Here is a 15750-nt window from a genome sequence, read left to right as displayed (position 1 = left end):
GACGGGGGCGCGGGGTGGATGCGGTGCCCGTGGTGCGCCGCAGGAAAGGGGCGGGGCAGGCCGTGGAACGCGACCTCAGCCCGCGCGACGGACCGCGGCGGGGGTCGTGCCGAGCTTGGCACGCATCACGCGCGTCAGGTGTTCCTGATGGGAGAAACCGCAGTGGACGGCCACGTCGGGGATGGGCAGGACCGTGGTGCGCAGCATCCGGCGTGCGTGGTCCAGCCGCAGTTGCAACAGGAACTGGTGCGGGGACTTCCCGGTGCTCGTCCTGAACTGCCGGCTGAACTGGCTCGCGCTCAGCCCGGTGGCCGCGGCCAGATCGGAGACGCGTAGCGGGTCGGAGATGTGTTGCTCCATCAACTCCCGTGCGGACACGAGCTGCTGAGTGGTCAGCCCCGACATCGCACCGGCCGGGGCCGCGGGCCGACCGGCCGTGTGCGCTTGGGCGAGCTGGGCGGCGAGCATGCCGACGAGGTGATCGACGTAGGTACGGGCGGAGGGCTCCCACTGCCGCACGGCGCCGTCCAGAGCCAGCATGACCTGCTCGATCAGCGGATCCGAGCTGCCCAGTTCCTCGGCGAGTTCCACCGCCTCACGGCCGCCGTGCGCTTCCTGGAGGGCCGAGTCGCTGAGATAGAGGTGGACGGTGTCGAGGCCCCCCTGGAGTTCGACATCCAGCGCGCGACCTGCCGGGTGGACGAAGAGCCCCCCTGCCGGAATCCGCTGGGCCCGCATCGACCGGCCCGACCGGCGTCGGACGGTCACCGGACCACTCAGGTGAAGGATCAGCAGGTGAGTGGGGGCGCCGTCGAAGGTCGAGTGGTACGGCGATTCCCGCTGGGTGGACAGATACGCGTGCTCCCAGCCCAGACCCGAGCTCGTCCGGTCCGGGGTGACCCATGCCTGGCGCAGGATGCCGCCGGTGTCGAGGAGCCCCAGCTCAGACATAGTTCCATCCCCGATCTCGGCGGTGGTGCCCATGTGAGCCTCCCATACGGTCCGCGATCAGGTCCATATTGTTGAGTGCTAAATCATTGTCGGGTATTCCCGTCGGGCGGAGACGGCGGACGGCCCCTCCTGGCGTTGCCGTCCCGCCGGGAGGGGGCGGATCGGTCTGCGGGACGCAGTCGATCGACCTCAGGGGCGTCACTACCGACGCGGGCGGCTGGACCAGGAGCCCACCGACGGCGACCCGGCCGGAGGTGCGGCCGAGCGGGACGACGGAGGGCGCAGCGGGCGGTCCGTGTTGGCTCCCTGTCTACGTCATCCCGGTCGAGCCTTCGAGTCTGGCCTGCTTGGACGTCGAGGAGGCTTTCGGCTCAGCGCCTCAGCGGCTCGGTCCCGGGATGCCCTGCAGGCGGCCGGCCGCCTCGACGGTTTCAGCCGTGACGTCGGACGCGGCGCGCGTGGCCCTTCCGGTCACCCGCCAGGCGACCATGCGCAGCGCGGTGGCCGGAGCGGGCGGGAAGACGCCGAGCTGGCCGAGCATGGTCATGTCGTCGCGCACCGCTTCGTGTCCGGCCACTTTGCCGTCGCGGAGTTCGAGCACGTGGATCTGCTCGAAGTCGATGTCACGCCCGGTGGGGGGTATGGCCTGGTCGAGTGCGCCGTCACGGAAGCGGACGAAGGGACCGGTGTGGCGGCCCTGCATGCGAAGCCGCACCCAGATCTGCTCGTCGTTGCGGGCGATACCGAGGACAGGGAAGGTCAGGTCGCTGAAGGCGAAGCGCATCCACGCGCCGGAGGCAAGAACTCCCGCAGGTCCGGGGAGTGCGCAGGCCGTGGGCGACACAGCTGCCTCGCGGTTGTGGAAGTCCTCGTGCACCACCTCGGCGGCCAGTGCCGGATCGCCTGTCTCGAGGACCCGGAAGAGTCCGTGGGCCAGGTCCGTGGCATCCATGCCCATTGCGTTGATCCCTTTCGACGGGTGTGCGCTCTGAGGGGTGACGTCGACCCGTCCGAGGGGGGACAGGCGACGCGGTCGTGACCGGGGCCGAGCGTGCGGCCGACCGGCGATATTGAGGTTATAGCACGCCTAATGAATTCACGTCTTAGGATGGCGCCATGCCGTCCAAGCGCCGCTACGTCTCCCCGCTGCGCGAGCAGGCCGCCGCTCGGACGCGGGCACTGATCCTGGGCCAGGCCACGGAACTGTTCGCCGAGCACGGCTACGGTCGAGTGACCGTCGCCGACATCGCCTCAGCGGCCGGCGTCGCCTCGAAGACCGTCTTCGCGAGTGTGGGGAGCAAGAGCGACATCCTGAACCGGATCGTCGACCAGGGTGTGATCGCCTCTGGTTACGAGCAGGCCATGGAGGACCTGCTCGTCCTGCGGACGCCGGAGTCGGTCCTGAAAGCCCTGGCCCACGGCACGCGGATGGGTAACGAGGGGCAGTTCGCCGTGCATGAAGCGATCCGCAAGGCGCTGCCCGTGCATGAGAACGGCGAGGCCCTGTGGGAGCGCGCGACCGCGGCGTACCGGGACGCACTCCACGCGACCGCCCGCCACCTGCACGACTTGACTCCGGCGCCCTCCCACTCGGTGAAGGAGACGGCCGACCTTCTCTGGTACTGGTTCGGTCCCACCGGCTGGCGAACGCTCGTGGTGGAGAACGGCTGGTCATGGGACCGAGCCGAGGAAGTCCTCTACCGCACTTCGGTCGCGACCCTTCGCTGAAACCGTTCGCCGAAAGCCGCCTGCACGGCGACGCTCGTCCGGACGCCGCTCGACTGCACGGCGACGCTCGTCCGGACGCCGCTCGACGGCTCCCGCCGGCCTGGACGGACGTCCTCGGCAGACGGAGCGCCTGTCCGGCGGAGGGCATCGACGTCGACCCGGGTGGGACGCCACACGGAGGACCGGGTCGTCGAGGTCGATGATCCCGGGGTGAGCGTCGGTTACAGCCGGCCGGCCCGGGCGAGGGCGAGCAGGTCGTTCGCGGCCTCCTGGGAGCGGATGCGGAGGGCGGCCGGGTCGGGGACCGGCCCGCCGAGCGGGCGAAGCCAACCTCACCTTCCAGACCCTCGCGATCGTCTTCCTCCCCGACGACCTCAAGGAAGCCCAAGACGTCCTCCGCGACGCCCTCGGCCTCGCCGCCTCCTCCGACGCCGTATGGGTCGCCGCCCTCCGCCAGTACGACCAGACCATGGGCGCCCTCGACCTCGCCTCCAAGAGCTACGACGTCACCAACGTCGCCACAGCCCTCGGCATCATCCTGGAGTCCTTCAAGGCCCACGCCCCCGAGCTCACCGACGGCTGGTTCGACCAGGACACAGGCGAACCTCACCACCACGGCATGGCCCCCCTCACGACGATCTTCCACACCGACGCCATGCCCGCCAAGGCCGCCGCAACCGTCGAGAGAGCACTACAGCAGGCTGTAGCCCGTGGCGACATCCCCGCCGAGCACCGCCACAAGGCCCTGGAGCTGTGGGCCCGCCAGTACCTCGACACCCCCGCCTGACCGCCATGACCGCCAACCAGCCCCCGATCACGCTCAGTACGACCCTTGACCCCTGTGAGCAGCAACCCGACGAGACACCCCGCAAGCACGGCCAGTTCGTCACCTACCGTGACCGAAGGCGGCGGCCCGCTTCCGGTGGAGGGAGCGCGCCGAGGCGTGGGACCGGCACCTGGTCCGGCTGTATGAGGCCGGATGGGTCGAGGAGCGGCGGAAAGCGGCCGAGAGCGACGCGAGGATCCTGGGCGCGGCCGTCGGCAAGCTGGCGCAGCGCCTGGGCACCCTTGACGCGCAGAAGATGACCGTGGGCGACTTCATCCGGCTGCGCGACGTCGCCATGCGGCACCGGCGCGTCCTGTTCGGCGACCCGGCGGCGACGATCGCGGTGACCGGCCCCGGCGGGAACCCGCTCGCCGTGCAGCTCGCCGAGTTCGCGCAGTTGCCCCCGGAGCAGCGACGGGTGCGCCTGTCCGACCTCGCCGCGGCCGTGCAGCGCCGCACGAAGGCGCTGGACGGCGCCGACGACGAGGACGACGACGGTGATCCCGTCCCGTCCGGCGAGGGCGACACCCAGGAGTGAGGGAGCCGCCGATCCCCGATGAGCTGGCGCACCTCGAAGACGCCGAGGTGTACCAGCAACTTCAGGCTGCGAAGAAGGCTGTGGCGCAGGACCTGCTGTGCGACCCGGTCACCCTGGCGCGCGGCCTCGATCCGCGGTACCGGCTGCCCCCGCACCTGCGGGTGATGGCGAATGCCCTCGTCGAGCTGGAGCGCGGCGACTACGACCGGCTGATGGTGTTCACGCCGTCCCAGGTCGGCAAGTCCACGACGGTGGCGGAGTGGTTTCCGTTCCGGTGGCTGTGCCTGCACGGCGAGGACCGCGTGGCCGTCACCTCGTACTCCGATGATCTGGCGATGCGGCGCGGCAAGACCGTGCGCCGGTACATCACTGAGTACGGCGACGAGTACGACCTGGAGCTGCTGGCCGGCTCGTCGGCCGCGCAGGACTACGACACCACCGCGGGCGGCGGCGTCCGCTCCGTGTCGATCGGGTCGGGCCTTACCGGCTTCGACGTGAATCTCCTCATCGTGGACGACCCGCACAAGGACCGCGCTGAGGCCGAGTCGGCGCGCCTTCGGGGGCTCGTGCACGACTGGTGGTCGTCGGTGGAGGAACTGGTCCCGCCCGGGGACGACGCGACCGAGGCGGCGGTCCGCGCGTTGTTGGCCTCCCGGTACAACACGGTGCGTCCGTTCCTGACCCTGCTCGGGAGGTCGACGGCGCTCGGGGCCGCGTCGGGCGGGCGCCGGGTACTGGCCGCCGTGCAGAAGCTGCCGGCACTGTCGAGGCGCCGGGTGAAGGACAAGCCGCTGCTGCCCAGGGAGATCGACAGCAAGCTGGTGCCGCCGGCCTGGCGGCGGGCGGTGCTCAACAACGCGGACCTCCCGGCCGGGGCGGTGGACCGCGACGCATACGTGGTGTGCGTACTGGAACAGCTCTATCGCGCACTTCAGCGCCGGGACGTGTTCGCGTCACCGTCGAACCGGTGGTCCGACCCGCGGGCGCGACTGCTGGATGGCAAGGCGTGGGAGGCGGTGCGTGAGGACACCCTGGCGGGCCTGAGCTTGAACGAACCCGTGGAGGAGCATCTCAAGGGACGGGTTAAGGCGCTGGATGCGGCCTGGCAGTTGATGGCGGAGCCCCTGGAGGAGGCCGGGCAGGACGCGAAGCTCAGCTTCGAGATCCAGCCCAACGGCCGGTTGAAGTTGAACGTGGACCGGCTCGGCGCACTCGGCGAGAGCGCGTCGTTGAAGTGGCTGCGACAGACCACGGCGAAGATGCTCCTGAAGTTCGACCTGCCGGACCTGCTGTTCGAGGTCGACTCCTGGACCGGGTTCTTGGACGCCTTCGTGCACCTGGGCGACGGCCGGACGCGCATGGAGGACATCAAGACCTCGCTGGTCGCGCTGCTCGTGAGCGAGGCGTGCAACATCGGCTACACGCCGGTCATCGACGCCGACGACGAGGCGCTCACCCGGGCCCGGCTGGTCCACGTCGATCAGTACTACCTGCGGGTGGACACCATCGCCGCGGCGAACGCGAAGCTGATCGAGGCTCAGGCGAAGGTGTCGATCGTGAAGTTCTGGGGTGAGGGCCTGCTGGCCTCGGTCGACGGGCTGCGGTTCGTGGTGCCGAAGCGGACCATCCACGCCGGGCCGTCGCCGAAGTACTACCACTTCAAGCGCGGCATCACCTGGCTGAACGCAGTAAATGACCAGGTCGCGGGCATTGGGCTGATGGTCGTGCCGGGCACGCCGCGCGACTCTCTGCATATCCTGGACGCGCTGCTGAACCTGGATGCCGGGGTGAAGCGGGAGATGGTCGCCACCGACAACGCCTCGTACTCCGACATGGTGTTCGGGCTGTTCACGATGCTGGGCTACAACTTCTCGCCGCGCTTCAAGGACCTGGGCGACCAGCGGTTCTGGCGGGCGGAGATGCCCGGTGTGGAGACCGGTGGCTACGGACCGCTGGAGGACCTGGCCCGCAACAAGGTGAACCTGAGCAAGGTCACCATGCACTGGCCGGAGATGCTGCGGGTCGCCGGCTCGCTGGTGACCGGGCAGGTCCGCGCGTACGACCTGCTGCGGATGTTCGGCCGCGAGGGGCGGCCCACGCCCTTGGGGCAGGCGTTCGCCGAGTACGGGCGGATCGCCAAGACCCTGCACCTGCTCCGGGTCGTCGATCCGGTCGACGACACCTACCGCCGACAGATGAACCGGCAGCTCACCGTCCAGGAGTCGCGGCACAAGCTCGCCCGCGACATCTGCCACGGCAAGCGCGGACAGATCATGCAGGCATACAGGACGGGGCAGGAGGACCAACTCGGGGCGCTCGGCCTGGTCCTCAATGCCGCCGTGCTCTGGACAACCCGCTACCTCGACGCCGCCGTCGACCGCCTGCGGGCCCTGCCGCCCGAGGAGCGGGAGCATGACGTCCTCAACGAGGACGTGGCCCGGATCTCCCCGCTGAAGCACGCCAACCTCAACTGCCTGGGCCGATACAGCTTCGCCGCCCGCCCGCCACGTGAGGGCCTGCGCCCACTGCGTGACCCGGCGACCGTCCACCTCGACGAGGACGACGAGGGCACCGGCGAATGACGCGGCGTCAGGGCGCGTATCGGGTCGTGATCAATGAGCATCGCAGCTTCCGGGGCGGATGCCCGTCTGGGGTACGGGGCCCGGTGATCTGCGGCTGCGCCGTGTGGACCTCCGGCTGCGTGCCCGCCGGCCTCATGATGCTCGGCGGCAAGTCCCGCAAGCCGCAGAAGCAGGGCTGATCCTTTCGGTCTTCCCTTTGAGGGCATCCGCCGTGACCGAGGTCGCGGTGGGTGCCTGGACGCGTTCTTCAGGGCGTGGGTGCGGTGAGATACCGCTGGACCGTGGGTCCGAGCCAGTCCACGATCTCCTCGCGGCCGAGCGCCACGCTCGCCGGGAACCGCAGCACGTAGCGCGTCAGCGCGAGCCCCAGCACGGTCGAGACGCACAGTGCAGCCCGCGCCTGCGCCTGCTCCGGCTCGTGGCCCAGTCGGCGGGCCAGCGGGATCATCTGCTCGCGCAGCACGCTCTGCATGCGATCGGCGGCGGCCGGGTCGGTGGCGCCGACCCGCATCAGCGCGGTGAGCTCCCCGTTCTCCTCCCACAGGGTGAGGAAGTGGCGCACCAGCGTACGGCCGATCTCCTCGCGCGGTTCGAGGGACAGGCCCGGCAACCCGGGATCGATCGCGACGGCCGCCGCGAACAGGCCCGCCTTGTTGCCGTAGTAGCGCATCACCATTGACGGGTCGATCTTCGCGTCGCGCGCGATGGCCCGGATGGTCGCCTTCTCGTAGCCGTCCGCCACGAACCGCTCGCGGGCCGCGTCGAGGATCGTGGCGCGGGTGGCGTCGGAACGCCGTGCGGCCTGCTGGTTCTCCGTGGTGCCGGTCATGCCAACAACGTAGACCAACAGGTGTTGACAGTCCAGAGCTGCGGCTCTACGTTTGCCAACAACGTTGGCCAACGGCGTTGACCAACAAGCGTTGGCGAGGTCGCAGTCGCTGGAGGCCTTGGTGTCACCAGCGATGCCCTTGAGTGACCGTCAGATCCCCTCGTGCCACAGATAGCGAGCGTCGTGAGCGTCGCCGGACCCAGTACGGCGGTGGCCGGCCTCAGTGCCGCGGGGCAACCGACAGCGAGAGGAAGTACCGAAAATGGCCAAGCTGCAGAGTCTCGACCCGAATACGCCGATGTTCGCGCAGTTCAAGGAGAAGACCGGACCCATCGTCCTGGCCAACACCTTCGTCGTCCCGAAGGAGAGGACTGAAGCGTTCCTGGCCCTCTTTCGGAGGCAGGCGGAGTTCATGAAGGCTCAGCCGGGATTCGTCTCCCTGCAGATGCACAAGGGAACGGCGGACAGCCAGCTTCTGATGAACGTCGCGGTCTGGGAGTCGACCGAGGCGCTCGCCACGGCGTTCGGCAGCCCGGAGTTCCAGCGCATGGCGGCCGAGTTCAGCGACGACATCGTGTCGTACCCGCACATCTTCGAGCAGATCAACGTATGACACGGCAGCTGCAGCCAGAGAGGGCAGCCGGAGAAGCCCTGCCCTCCCCCCGGCAGTCACGCATCCATGCACCATGCCGGGTCGCCAAGGCCGAGCCCGAAGCCGGCCGCGCCGTGCGCCCCACCACGCGTAGCCCCGTCCCTGAAGAGGAGTCGCCATGCCCGTGGAACTGAATCACACCATCGTCCCCGCCCGTGACCCGCAAGCCTCGGCGCAGTTCCTGGCCGACATCCTCGGCCTGAGTGTCGATCCGCCGGTGGCACACTTCACGCCGGTCACACTGGCCAACCAGGTCAGTCTGGACTACGACCAGCTGGACGACTTCGAGCCACACCACTACGCGTTCATAGTCAGCGAGCAGGAGTTCGACGCCGCCCTCGCCCGCATCCAGCACGGCGGGATCACCCACTACGGCGATCCTGCATGCCAAGAGATCGGGCAGATCTATCGCAGTAAGCACACCATGGGCCGCAGGGGCACCTACTTCCGCGACCCCGACGGACATCTCATGGAAATCCTCACCCCGGGCGGCGCCGGGTCGTGAGGCCGATGGCGGCCCAGCGGATCACGGCTTCACCGGTGGTGGCGGGATCGCGGCAAAACCGGCATCGGCGAAGACGAACCGGCAGGCCGGCGCGGTCAGAGACCGAGTAAGGCGATCTTGGCCCCCGTCCCGCGCCGGTCCGCGTCATCTGGCACGTCATCGACCGCCCCGCTATGCCCGCCGCATCCGCCGCTGAACCCCTGCCCCACCCCAGGCTGAACGTCAAAGGAGAAGAACCATGTCGCTGAAGAACGTCAACACCGTCCTGGCCACCGTCTGCGCCCTGTTCGTCCTCTACCTCGGGTTGTCCTTCATCCTGGCCCCGGAGGCGTCCACTCAAGGCGTTGGCCTGCCGACCTGGCCCGCCGGCAACGGCGACGGCTTCCTCATCATGAAGGGCACCCGCGAATTCTCGATGGGCCTGGTCATCGGCATCCTCCTGCTGACGGGCCACCGCCGCGCCCTGGGCTGGGTCCTGCTGATGGAGGCCGTCGCCCCGTTCGGCGACATGATCAACGTCTTGGCCCACCACGGCCCCCTCGCCGCCGCGTTCGGCATCCACGGCCTGACCTCGGCGCTGATCGCGATCACCGGCCTGCTGACCCTCCGGGAGACCAGTAAGGCTCACAAGGCCACCGCCCCGGCGCCCGCCGCACAGCCCGCCTGACAGCTGCATGCCCCCAAGGGGTGGCCCGGCCACATGGCCGGGCCACCCCTTATCCGTCAGCGACCGCCGAGAAGGGGCAGGCAAACGATCTTCTTCCAGCCGGCGGCGGCATGACAGCTGAGGCGGCCTGCTGCGCCGCAGCGGCCACGGCCACCTGAACTGGCTGGTATTGGGCACGGGTGCCCCGGTCACCACCATGCCGCTCATCACCCGCGCCACCACGGAAACGAGACCCGAGCCGGTTGAGTCGAACCGGCCCCCTGCCCCGATTCTCATAAACGATCCTTTGCCCGAGCGAGATCAAACAGCGCGCTCCAGTGATCGCGAACCGGTGGTTCGGTTCGCAGAACTCGTTCTCACTCAAAGGCGGGTTTGCGGCACTTCTGAGAATTGTTCCCCGAGCGACGCGGACGACGTCGAGCGGCACCCTTGTCCGCGCTGCCGGGCCGAGCCCGGCTCGCCCTGCCGCTCGCGCTCCGGCGCGGTCGCCGGCACCTACCACACCGGCCGCTTCACCAAGGTGCCCCGGCTCGCCAAGCTCCTGCGCGTGCCCACCCCTGCCGACCGCGGCCCCGGCCAGCCGTGGCGCTCCGGCACCCCGGTCCCGCTCGCCCTCGCCCCGGACACTTAGACCGCCGACATCCGCATCGGATACGCCCGCTGCTCGACCCTCACTCAGGAACTCCAGTCCCAGCTCGACGCCCTCGCCAAGCACGGTATCCCGCGCGACAAGGTGTTCTCCGAGAAGATCAGCACCCGCGTCCGCGGCCGCCCACAGTTCGAGGCCGCGCTCGCACTCGCCCGCCAGATCAAGGCCCACGCCCCGCACTGCCGGGTCATCTTCACCGTCTACGAGATGAAGCGCCTGGGCCGCGACGCCGCCCAACTCACCGCACTCGCCGACCACCTCACCGCCCACGGCCTGGTCCTCGAAATGCTCGCCGGACCCCTGCCCGGGATGTACGACCCGAGCGGGCCGGGCCGTCTGCTGTTCGCGTTCTTCGCGGCGATGGCGGAGACCGAGCGGGAGAACATCCGGGAGTCGACCCTCGAAGGGCTCGACGCGGCGGCCCGCAAGGGCAAGCACGGCGGCCGGCCACCTGTCATCACCGAGGACATGCTGCACACCGTGCTGCGGCGCCGAGCGAACGGCGAGTCGGTCGAGCAGATCCAGCCCGACCTGATCATCCCCACCGGCAAGCGCAAGGGCCAGGCCTCCAGCGTCGCCAGCATCTACCGCGCGCTCGCCGAGCACGAGAAGAAGGAGGCGTACCCCGAGGCCGTCGAGGCGGCGCACGCCGACTTCGCCGACCTCCAGGACGTCGACGGCATCCCGCGTCCCCGCCGAGTACGCATCCGGCGCCCGGACGATCCGCTCACTCTGGAGGAAGCCGACCTCCGGCAGCGCCTCCAAGACCAGGTCCTCCAGCCCACCGAGGCCGAGTAACCAGCAAGATCAATCGCTTAGCGCCAACCGCTGTTCCGTTGTTCCCCGGGGCCGGATCAGTGCCTGACCGGGGGCGGCAGCCTGCGGTTCGGGAATGTCGACGACTTTCAGGCTCTGCTCGGGCTCCCCGAACTGGGTGAGGTGCATTGCGAGCATGTGACTCGTCTCCTGGCGTGTCGGGGACGGCGAAGGTGGCCGGGAACGTCACTGGCCGTCCGGAAACGCATCTGAGCAGGTGACCAGGGAGAAGGCCATCCGGCCCACTGGCGTGCCGTCCGATCGCCGACCTGGCCGAACTACGCCCGTCTACACAGGCTGCCGCGTGCGGCGCAATCTCACATCACGTGCAGTACGTGGCGATATTCCGCGCAGGACTACGTGCGCTGGGGATAAGGACGGCGCCGGCCCCGCGATGTCGTGGCGCAGCGGTCAGGCTGACCACTGGCCCGGTAGGGCGCCCCATGCCGACCGCAGGCCATTCCGGCCCGTTCAGCACTGGCGTGGAGCGCCGCAACCAGCCCTCAGCGGTAGTGGACGTCGCTCAGGTCGATACTGACCATGACGTGATCATGGTCGGGGTGCCCGTCGGGCCGGCGCAGGTATGCCCGACGCTTGGTGGGGAACTTGATGCCGTCTGCTTCGTCGATGTCGTAGACGTATTGAGCGGCTGCGAAGCCACCGGCGATGTCGACGTGGTAGTCGTGGCGCCTGAGCAGGTGGTCGTCCCCGAAGTAGAAGTCCTGGACGGTGTTGTGGGTTGCGATGTCGTCCGGAAAGGTGATCCGCAGGTGGCGCCACTTCTCAGTCGGCGACTCGCTCCAGGGGTCCGCCTCCTCCACGATCACGCCTTTCATGATCGCGAAGAACGGCGTGGTGAGGTACGTCCACAGGGCGTAGCCGTTGAAGTAGGCGCGGTCCAGTGGATCCCAAGGCGTTTCCAGGGTGTGTCCCGTGAAAGCCTCCCGCGGGTTGAGACGTTCGGCCACGACGGTGCCGTCGGCGCGTTCGATCGCGATGCGGTCAGGTGTGAAGTCTGAGTGCTGATCAGGGGCCCCGAAGGGATGTACTGAAGCGTGCTCCCTGTGCATGTTGACCGTCATCTGGCGCGGCTGGAGGTCTCGCGGCAGACCCTTGGCCGAAAAGAGCTCTCCGTCACTGACGATGGTGGCTGTCACGGTCTTGAACTGGCCCCATCGTTCTGTGCCGCCGTGGGCCTCGAGAACTTCTGAGAGTAGGCCGGTCATGTCTCCTCCACGGCCAGTGGCCGGATACTCGGGTGTGTCTCACGGAACCTGGAAAGGCCCGGAAAGCGCGATGCCGAGGACCACGCGGCCTCCCAGGTGCGTTTGACGCAGACTGGGAGCGCCACGGTGAGCCGCTTGTTTTGCATGATGAACGCCGTTCGCTCGCCTAGCAGCCCGGACGTCTGGTTGCTCCTCTTCGGCTGGGCTGTCAGCTGAAGTACACATCTTCGATGCCGATCGCGAGAGAGGTGGACTCGCGCGCCCGGGTGCAGTCCGGGTTACGGACGTAGGCCCGGTGCCGAGTGGGAACGACGACCCCGTCGAAACACCGGTGCGACGAGGCATAGTGCACCGCCGGTCCGGGGCAGAGCAGGTCGAAACCGAAGTCCGTATGGCGCAGAAGACCGATTCATCGAAGTACAAGGTCTGTTGTCTCGACGATGCGGCAAACGTGTCCGGATAGATGACGCGGAGAGCCGACCAGATGGCTATCGCCCCGTACCAGGGTTCTGCCTTCTCGGTACGGATGTCATCACGCAGCAGATGAAACGGGACGGTGAGGTAGTTCCACAGGACTTCCGCGGCGAAATACCCGGAATGGAAGTCGTCCCACGGTGTCTGCCGGGTGTGGGAGTCGAACCGGGCCCGGCAATGGAATCGTTCAGCCGCCAGGATACCGTCGTCCTGCACGATGGCCTGGTGCTGCGGTTCCCACGTGATGCCGAGCCCACGTCTGGGGTAAGGCGCGATGGTCAGACGCTGTGCCCGGCTGTCCCCGGCGACAACAAACTTCCCGAAAGCTCCTGGCTTGCCCCTGACCGGCCCGATGGCTCCTTGGCCGTGGGATCGGGCGCGGATGCCGGAGAGCGCGCGCCAGTGCTCGGCCCCGCAGTGCGCCCGAATCGCCCGAGCGAGCAGGTCGTGCATGACGCCGCCCTCCAATTGCCGGTCCTCACCTTTGGAGCAACGCGTCAGACATCACCCGATCTCGCCGAGCGCCCCGACGATGGCCTGGGCTACCTCGTCTGCGTGGGAGAGCGCGATGGCGTGTGAGCCGCCGGCGATCTCGGTGACGGTCGATCCCATGCGCTTGGCTGCGGCACGCTCCGCGTCAGGGTTGATGGCGTGGTCGGCGCCGGCGACGACGAACCAGCTCGGAAGCCTCTTCCAGCCCGGCTCCACCGCCAGGGGCTCGCCGAACGCCACGTCGGTCGCGGGTCGTTGGCTGACGGCGAGTACGGCGGCCTCGTCGTCGGACAGGTCGGCGCAGAACACCGAGTGGAAACGGTCCGGCTGGATGTAGAACTCGGTGCCGGTCTCGTCGCCGCGCGGGAATGTTCGCGGTAGAAGGGAGCTGTCGAGTTCGGCGGACGGGAATGCCTCGTTCGAGCCGAGAGTGGACACGCCCTGGTCGACCCCGAAGGAGGCGACGAAGACCAGTCCTTTGGCGTTCTCGGCCTTGGCCGATGCGTAGGTGATTACCGGGCCGCCGTAGGAGTGGCCGACCAGCAGCACAGGGCCGTCGATCTGGCTCACGACGCTTGCGAGGTACTCACCGTCGGAGGTGAGACCCCGAAGCGGGTTCGGCGGCGCAATGGCCGCCACGCCCGCTGCGCTCAGGCGGGCAACGACGCGCGACCAGCTCGATGAGTCCGCGAATGCGCCGTGCACGAGCACCACGGTGACCGACGATGCGGGTAACGTCATGGTCGTATTCCTCTCGCTTCCCCCGGCGGCCTCGGCCTTCGGCCTGGCCCCCGGGCCACGGTGTGGACAGGCACCCCTGCTGGGAGAGCGCTATCAAGACCACCTTCCTATGAAGGGCACACTGCGGCATCCCGTGCGGTCCGTAGTCGCCAGCCGACCTAATCCCGTGTGCTCCAGAGCACGTGGTCGTGCCCCTTTCACCACAACGCACGACACGGGATTACGCACCGAAGCAACGAGGAGAAGCATCCGCGCTGTCCTCTCCCAAGCGAAGGAGCAAGCGATGTCCACCGTGACGTTCTGATGGAGGCGCACCCTCTTCCCGGCTTCCGCCCTCGCCCTGGCTGCGGCGGTCGCTCTGACCCCGGTCTCGGCCTCCGGAGCCGACGCCGGTGGTTCCGAGCACGCCCACACCAAACCCACGATCGTGCTCGTCCACGGTGCCTTCGCCGATGCCAGCAGCTGGGCGCCCGAGGTGACCAGACTCCACAACCTGGGATACACCGTGTACGCCCCCGCCAATCCTCTGCGATCCCCGTCTGGCGATGCCGCCTACATCAAATCGTTCCTGCAGACCATCGACGGTCCTGTCGTCCTGGTCGGTCATTGCTACGGCGGCGCAGTCATCACCCAGGCCGCCGCCGGTCTCAGGAACGTCAAGGCTCTGGTCTACGTTGCGGCTTTCGCCCTCGACAAGGGCGAGAGCGCAGCGACCGCGCTGCCGGCGGACAAGTACCCGGGCTCGCAACTGACCCCCGACAAGTGGGAGGTCCGCAAGTACCCCGACCCCTCCGCACCTGGCGGCACTACTGACTTCGGCTCGTTAGGGTGATCTTCTTCGAAGTCCCTGATGGGCCTGGAGTGTTGTCTGTATTCCGTGGTGTATGAGGTATGCGGATGGGGGCGGCCTGACCCCTGTGGGACGTCAGCGCCGGGAGACGGTACGGATGCAGGCGGCGGAGCTGTTCGAGCAGGACATCAAGCCGCCGGAGGTCGCACGGCGCCTGAGGGTGAGCTCGAAGTCGGCCTACCAGTGGCAGCAGATGTGGCGGGACGGTGGCGTGCAGGCTCTGGTCTCTCGTGGCCCGAGTGGATCGCGATGCCGCCTGTCCCCGCGCTGTCTGGAAAGGCTGGCTGCGTATCTCGATGGGGGGCCTGCCGCGCATGGCTGGGTGGAGGACCAGGTGTGGACGGCTGCCCGGGTGGCCACGCTGATCGGCAGGAAGTTCCACGTCTCCTACAGCGTCTCGGGTGCCACGAGGCTGATGCACCGGCTCGGCTTCAGCCCTCAGGTACCCGCGCGGCGGGTGGCCGAGCGCGATGAGCAGGCCGTGACCGTGTGGAAGGAGGCGACCTGGGACGAGGTAAAAGGGCCCGGGCGGCGTGCGGGGGCTACGTCTGCTTCGAGGACGAGGCGGGCTTCACGCGCCGACCGCCCAAAGGAAGCACCTGGGGCCGGCGCGGCCGCACCCCGCAGGTGACGGTGAGCGGGCGACGCTCGGGCCGCCTGTCGGTGGCCGGACTTCATCGCGATGCGGCCCGGCTCCCGCACCCGGCTGTGCCACCGCCTGCGCACCCATCCCGCGGGCAAAGGCAAACGCCGCAGCATGGGCGAACGCGACTTCATCGCGCTGATCGACGGTGTCCACCACCTCGTCAAGGCCCCGATCGTGCTGGTCTGGGACCGGCTGAACACCCACGTCTCCCACGCCATACGTGAGTTGATCGCCGAGCGTGAATGGCTGACGGTATTCCTGCTGCCCGCGTACTCGCCGGACCTGAACCCCGTCGAGTGGGTATGGGCACATGTCAAGCGCAGCCTGGCCAACCTCGCCGTCGTCGCCCTCGACCGGCTCGAAGTCCTCGTACGCCACCGGCTCAAACGCCTCCAGTACCGGCCCGACACTCTTGACGGCTTCATAGCAGGCACCGGCCTGACCTTCGACGACCCAGCGTCACCCTAATGCGCCGAAGTCAGTAGAGGGCGTCTGAAAAGCCGGTCAGCGGGGCGCTCTTGCGAGTCGCCGTAGGAGCAGCATGGCCATGGCGAGGTAGATGACGTTCTCCGAGTTGA

The 15750-nt window shown here is 68.5% G+C and carries 17 protein-coding genes and 1 pseudogene; 12 read left to right on the top strand and 6 right to left on the bottom strand.

From position 1 onward, the window contains the following. Positions 1-75: 75 nt before the first annotated feature. Positions 76-951 (bottom strand): helix-turn-helix domain-containing protein, encoded by an 876-nt coding sequence (locus ACFZDJ_RS36715; protein WP_390933951.1) that lies wholly within the window; start codon positions 949-951, stop codon positions 76-78. A 379-nt stretch (positions 952-1330) separates the two neighbouring features. Then, positions 1331-1903, bottom strand: coding sequence for an ester cyclase (locus ACFZDJ_RS36710; protein ID WP_391065470.1), 573 nt, complete (start codon positions 1901-1903; stop codon positions 1331-1333). Between the two features lie 164 nt (positions 1904-2067). Between ACFZDJ_RS36710 and ACFZDJ_RS36705 the strand changes: the two genes are divergently transcribed. The 4 genes from ACFZDJ_RS36705 (at position 2068) to ACFZDJ_RS36690 (ending at position 6625) form a co-directional block, all read left to right on the top strand. Next, the gene (locus tag ACFZDJ_RS36705; RefSeq protein WP_384921929.1) at positions 2068-2679 is read left to right on the top strand and encodes a TetR/AcrR family transcriptional regulator; all 612 of its coding nucleotides are present in this window, start codon (positions 2068-2070) and stop codon (positions 2677-2679) included. Positions 2680-3148: 469 nt separating this feature from the next. After that, positions 3149-3466, top strand: coding sequence for a hypothetical protein (locus ACFZDJ_RS36700; RefSeq protein ID WP_391065468.1), 318 nt, complete (start codon positions 3149-3151; stop codon positions 3464-3466). A 301-nt stretch (positions 3467-3767) separates the two neighbouring features. Continuing rightward, positions 3768-4043 carry a hypothetical protein gene (locus ACFZDJ_RS36695; RefSeq protein WP_391065465.1) on the top strand — a complete coding sequence of 92 codons (276 nt, stop codon included), beginning with the start codon at positions 3768-3770 and terminating at the stop codon, positions 4041-4043. After that, positions 4040-6625, top strand: coding sequence for a Tn3 family transposase (locus ACFZDJ_RS36690; RefSeq protein WP_391065462.1), 2586 nt, complete (start codon positions 4040-4042; stop codon positions 6623-6625). Before ACFZDJ_RS36695 ends, ACFZDJ_RS36690 begins: the two co-directional genes overlap by 4 nt. Positions 6626-6872: 247 nt before the next feature. Here the strand turns inward: ACFZDJ_RS36690 and ACFZDJ_RS36685 are convergent, their stop codons facing one another. After that, positions 6873-7454: a TetR family transcriptional regulator gene (locus tag ACFZDJ_RS36685; RefSeq protein WP_014173896.1), complete on the bottom strand. Its 582-nt coding sequence runs from the start codon at positions 7452-7454 to the stop codon at positions 6873-6875. 262 nt (positions 7455-7716) lie between these two features. On the opposite strand from ACFZDJ_RS36685, the gene ACFZDJ_RS36680 reads away from it, so the two are divergent. The 5 genes from ACFZDJ_RS36680 to ACFZDJ_RS36660 all read left to right on the top strand — a co-directional run bounded on the left by ACFZDJ_RS36680 (position 7717) and on the right by ACFZDJ_RS36660 (position 10725). Then, positions 7717-8067 (top strand): antibiotic biosynthesis monooxygenase, encoded by a 351-nt coding sequence (locus ACFZDJ_RS36680; protein ID WP_014173895.1) that lies wholly within the window; start codon positions 7717-7719, stop codon positions 8065-8067. A 157-nt stretch (positions 8068-8224) separates the two neighbouring features. Next, positions 8225-8611, top strand: coding sequence for a VOC family protein (locus ACFZDJ_RS36675; RefSeq protein ID WP_391065459.1), 387 nt, complete (start codon positions 8225-8227; stop codon positions 8609-8611). A 238-nt stretch (positions 8612-8849) separates the two neighbouring features. Continuing rightward, the gene (locus ACFZDJ_RS36670; RefSeq protein ID WP_266435123.1) at positions 8850-9278 is read left to right on the top strand and encodes a DUF4267 domain-containing protein; all 429 of its coding nucleotides are present in this window, start codon (positions 8850-8852) and stop codon (positions 9276-9278) included. Positions 9279-9609: 331 nt separating this feature from the next. Further along, complete coding sequence (locus tag ACFZDJ_RS36665; RefSeq protein ID WP_391065456.1) at positions 9610-9909, top strand: hypothetical protein; 300 nt, start codon at positions 9610-9612, stop codon at positions 9907-9909. Between the two features lie 9 nt (positions 9910-9918). Beyond that, a complete protein-coding gene (locus ACFZDJ_RS36660; RefSeq protein ID WP_391065969.1) occupies positions 9919-10725 on the top strand; it encodes a recombinase family protein in 807 nt (268 codons plus the stop codon). Between the two features lie 9 nt (positions 10726-10734). Here ACFZDJ_RS36660 and ACFZDJ_RS36655 read toward each other — a convergent pair whose 3' ends face one another. From ACFZDJ_RS36655 to ACFZDJ_RS36645, 3 genes are all read right to left on the bottom strand, one after another. Further along, positions 10735-10881: a hypothetical protein gene (locus ACFZDJ_RS36655; RefSeq protein ID WP_390933961.1), complete on the bottom strand. Its 147-nt coding sequence runs from the start codon at positions 10879-10881 to the stop codon at positions 10735-10737. 365 nt (positions 10882-11246) lie between these two features. Then, the gene (locus ACFZDJ_RS36650) at positions 11247-11969 is read right to left on the bottom strand and encodes a hypothetical protein (RefSeq protein WP_391065453.1); all 723 of its coding nucleotides are present in this window, start codon (positions 11967-11969) and stop codon (positions 11247-11249) included. Positions 11970-12947: 978 nt separating this feature from the next. Further along, a complete protein-coding gene (locus tag ACFZDJ_RS36645) occupies positions 12948-13676 on the bottom strand; it encodes an alpha/beta fold hydrolase (protein WP_391065450.1) in 729 nt (242 codons plus the stop codon). 427 nt (positions 13677-14103) lie between these two features. On the opposite strand from ACFZDJ_RS36645, the gene ACFZDJ_RS36640 reads away from it, so the two are divergent. The 3 genes and pseudogenes from ACFZDJ_RS36640 (at position 14104) to ACFZDJ_RS36630 (ending at position 15640) form a co-directional block, all read left to right on the top strand. Next, on the top strand, positions 14104-14508 hold the full coding sequence (locus ACFZDJ_RS36640; protein ID WP_391065448.1) for an alpha/beta fold hydrolase: 405 nt from the start codon (positions 14104-14106) through the stop codon (positions 14506-14508). 52 nt (positions 14509-14560) lie between these two features. After that, on the top strand, positions 14561-15157 hold the full coding sequence (locus tag ACFZDJ_RS36635; RefSeq protein ID WP_391065445.1) for a winged helix-turn-helix domain-containing protein: 597 nt from the start codon (positions 14561-14563) through the stop codon (positions 15155-15157). Then, a pseudogene (locus tag ACFZDJ_RS36630) lies at positions 15154-15640 on the top strand (transposase). Before ACFZDJ_RS36635 ends, ACFZDJ_RS36630 begins: the two are co-directional and overlap by 4 nt. Positions 15641-15750 lie beyond the last annotated feature (110 nt).

The sequence above is a fragment of the Streptomyces sp. NPDC007896 genome (assembly GCF_042959425.1).
Taxonomy (GTDB): Bacteria; Actinomycetota; Actinomycetes; order Streptomycetales; family Streptomycetaceae; genus Streptomyces.
This window is presented reverse-complemented; position numbering and strand designations above follow the sequence as displayed.

Excerpts from the sequence above, each read along its gene's own strand:
- ACFZDJ_RS36670 (WP_266435123.1), top strand. The coding sequence starts at position 8,850 with ATGTCGCTGAAGAACGTCAACACCGTCCTGGCCACCGTCTGCGCCCTG.
- ACFZDJ_RS36715 (WP_390933951.1), bottom strand. The coding sequence starts at position 951 with ATGTCTGAGCTGGGGCTCCTCGACACCGGCGGCATCCTGCGCCAGGCA.
- ACFZDJ_RS36650 (WP_391065453.1), bottom strand. The coding sequence starts at position 11,969 with ATGACCGGCCTACTCTCAGAAGTTCTCGAGGCCCACGGCGGCACAGAA.
- ACFZDJ_RS36635 (WP_391065445.1), top strand. The coding sequence starts at position 14,561 with ATGAGGTATGCGGATGGGGGCGGCCTGACCCCTGTGGGACGTCAGCGC.
- ACFZDJ_RS36655 (WP_390933961.1), bottom strand. The coding sequence starts at position 10,881 with ATGCTCGCAATGCACCTCACCCAGTTCGGGGAGCCCGAGCAGAGCCTG.
- ACFZDJ_RS36645 (WP_391065450.1), bottom strand. The coding sequence starts at position 13,676 with ATGACGTTACCCGCATCGTCGGTCACCGTGGTGCTCGTGCACGGCGCA.
- ACFZDJ_RS36700 (WP_391065468.1), top strand. The coding sequence starts at position 3,149 with ATGGGCGCCCTCGACCTCGCCTCCAAGAGCTACGACGTCACCAACGTC.
- ACFZDJ_RS36680 (WP_014173895.1), top strand. The coding sequence starts at position 7,717 with ATGGCCAAGCTGCAGAGTCTCGACCCGAATACGCCGATGTTCGCGCAG.
- ACFZDJ_RS36685 (WP_014173896.1), bottom strand. The coding sequence starts at position 7,454 with ATGACCGGCACCACGGAGAACCAGCAGGCCGCACGGCGTTCCGACGCC.
- ACFZDJ_RS36675 (WP_391065459.1), top strand. The coding sequence starts at position 8,225 with ATGCCCGTGGAACTGAATCACACCATCGTCCCCGCCCGTGACCCGCAA.
- ACFZDJ_RS36710 (WP_391065470.1), bottom strand. The coding sequence starts at position 1,903 with ATGGATGCCACGGACCTGGCCCACGGACTCTTCCGGGTCCTCGAGACA.
- ACFZDJ_RS36705 (WP_384921929.1), top strand. The coding sequence starts at position 2,068 with ATGCCGTCCAAGCGCCGCTACGTCTCCCCGCTGCGCGAGCAGGCCGCC.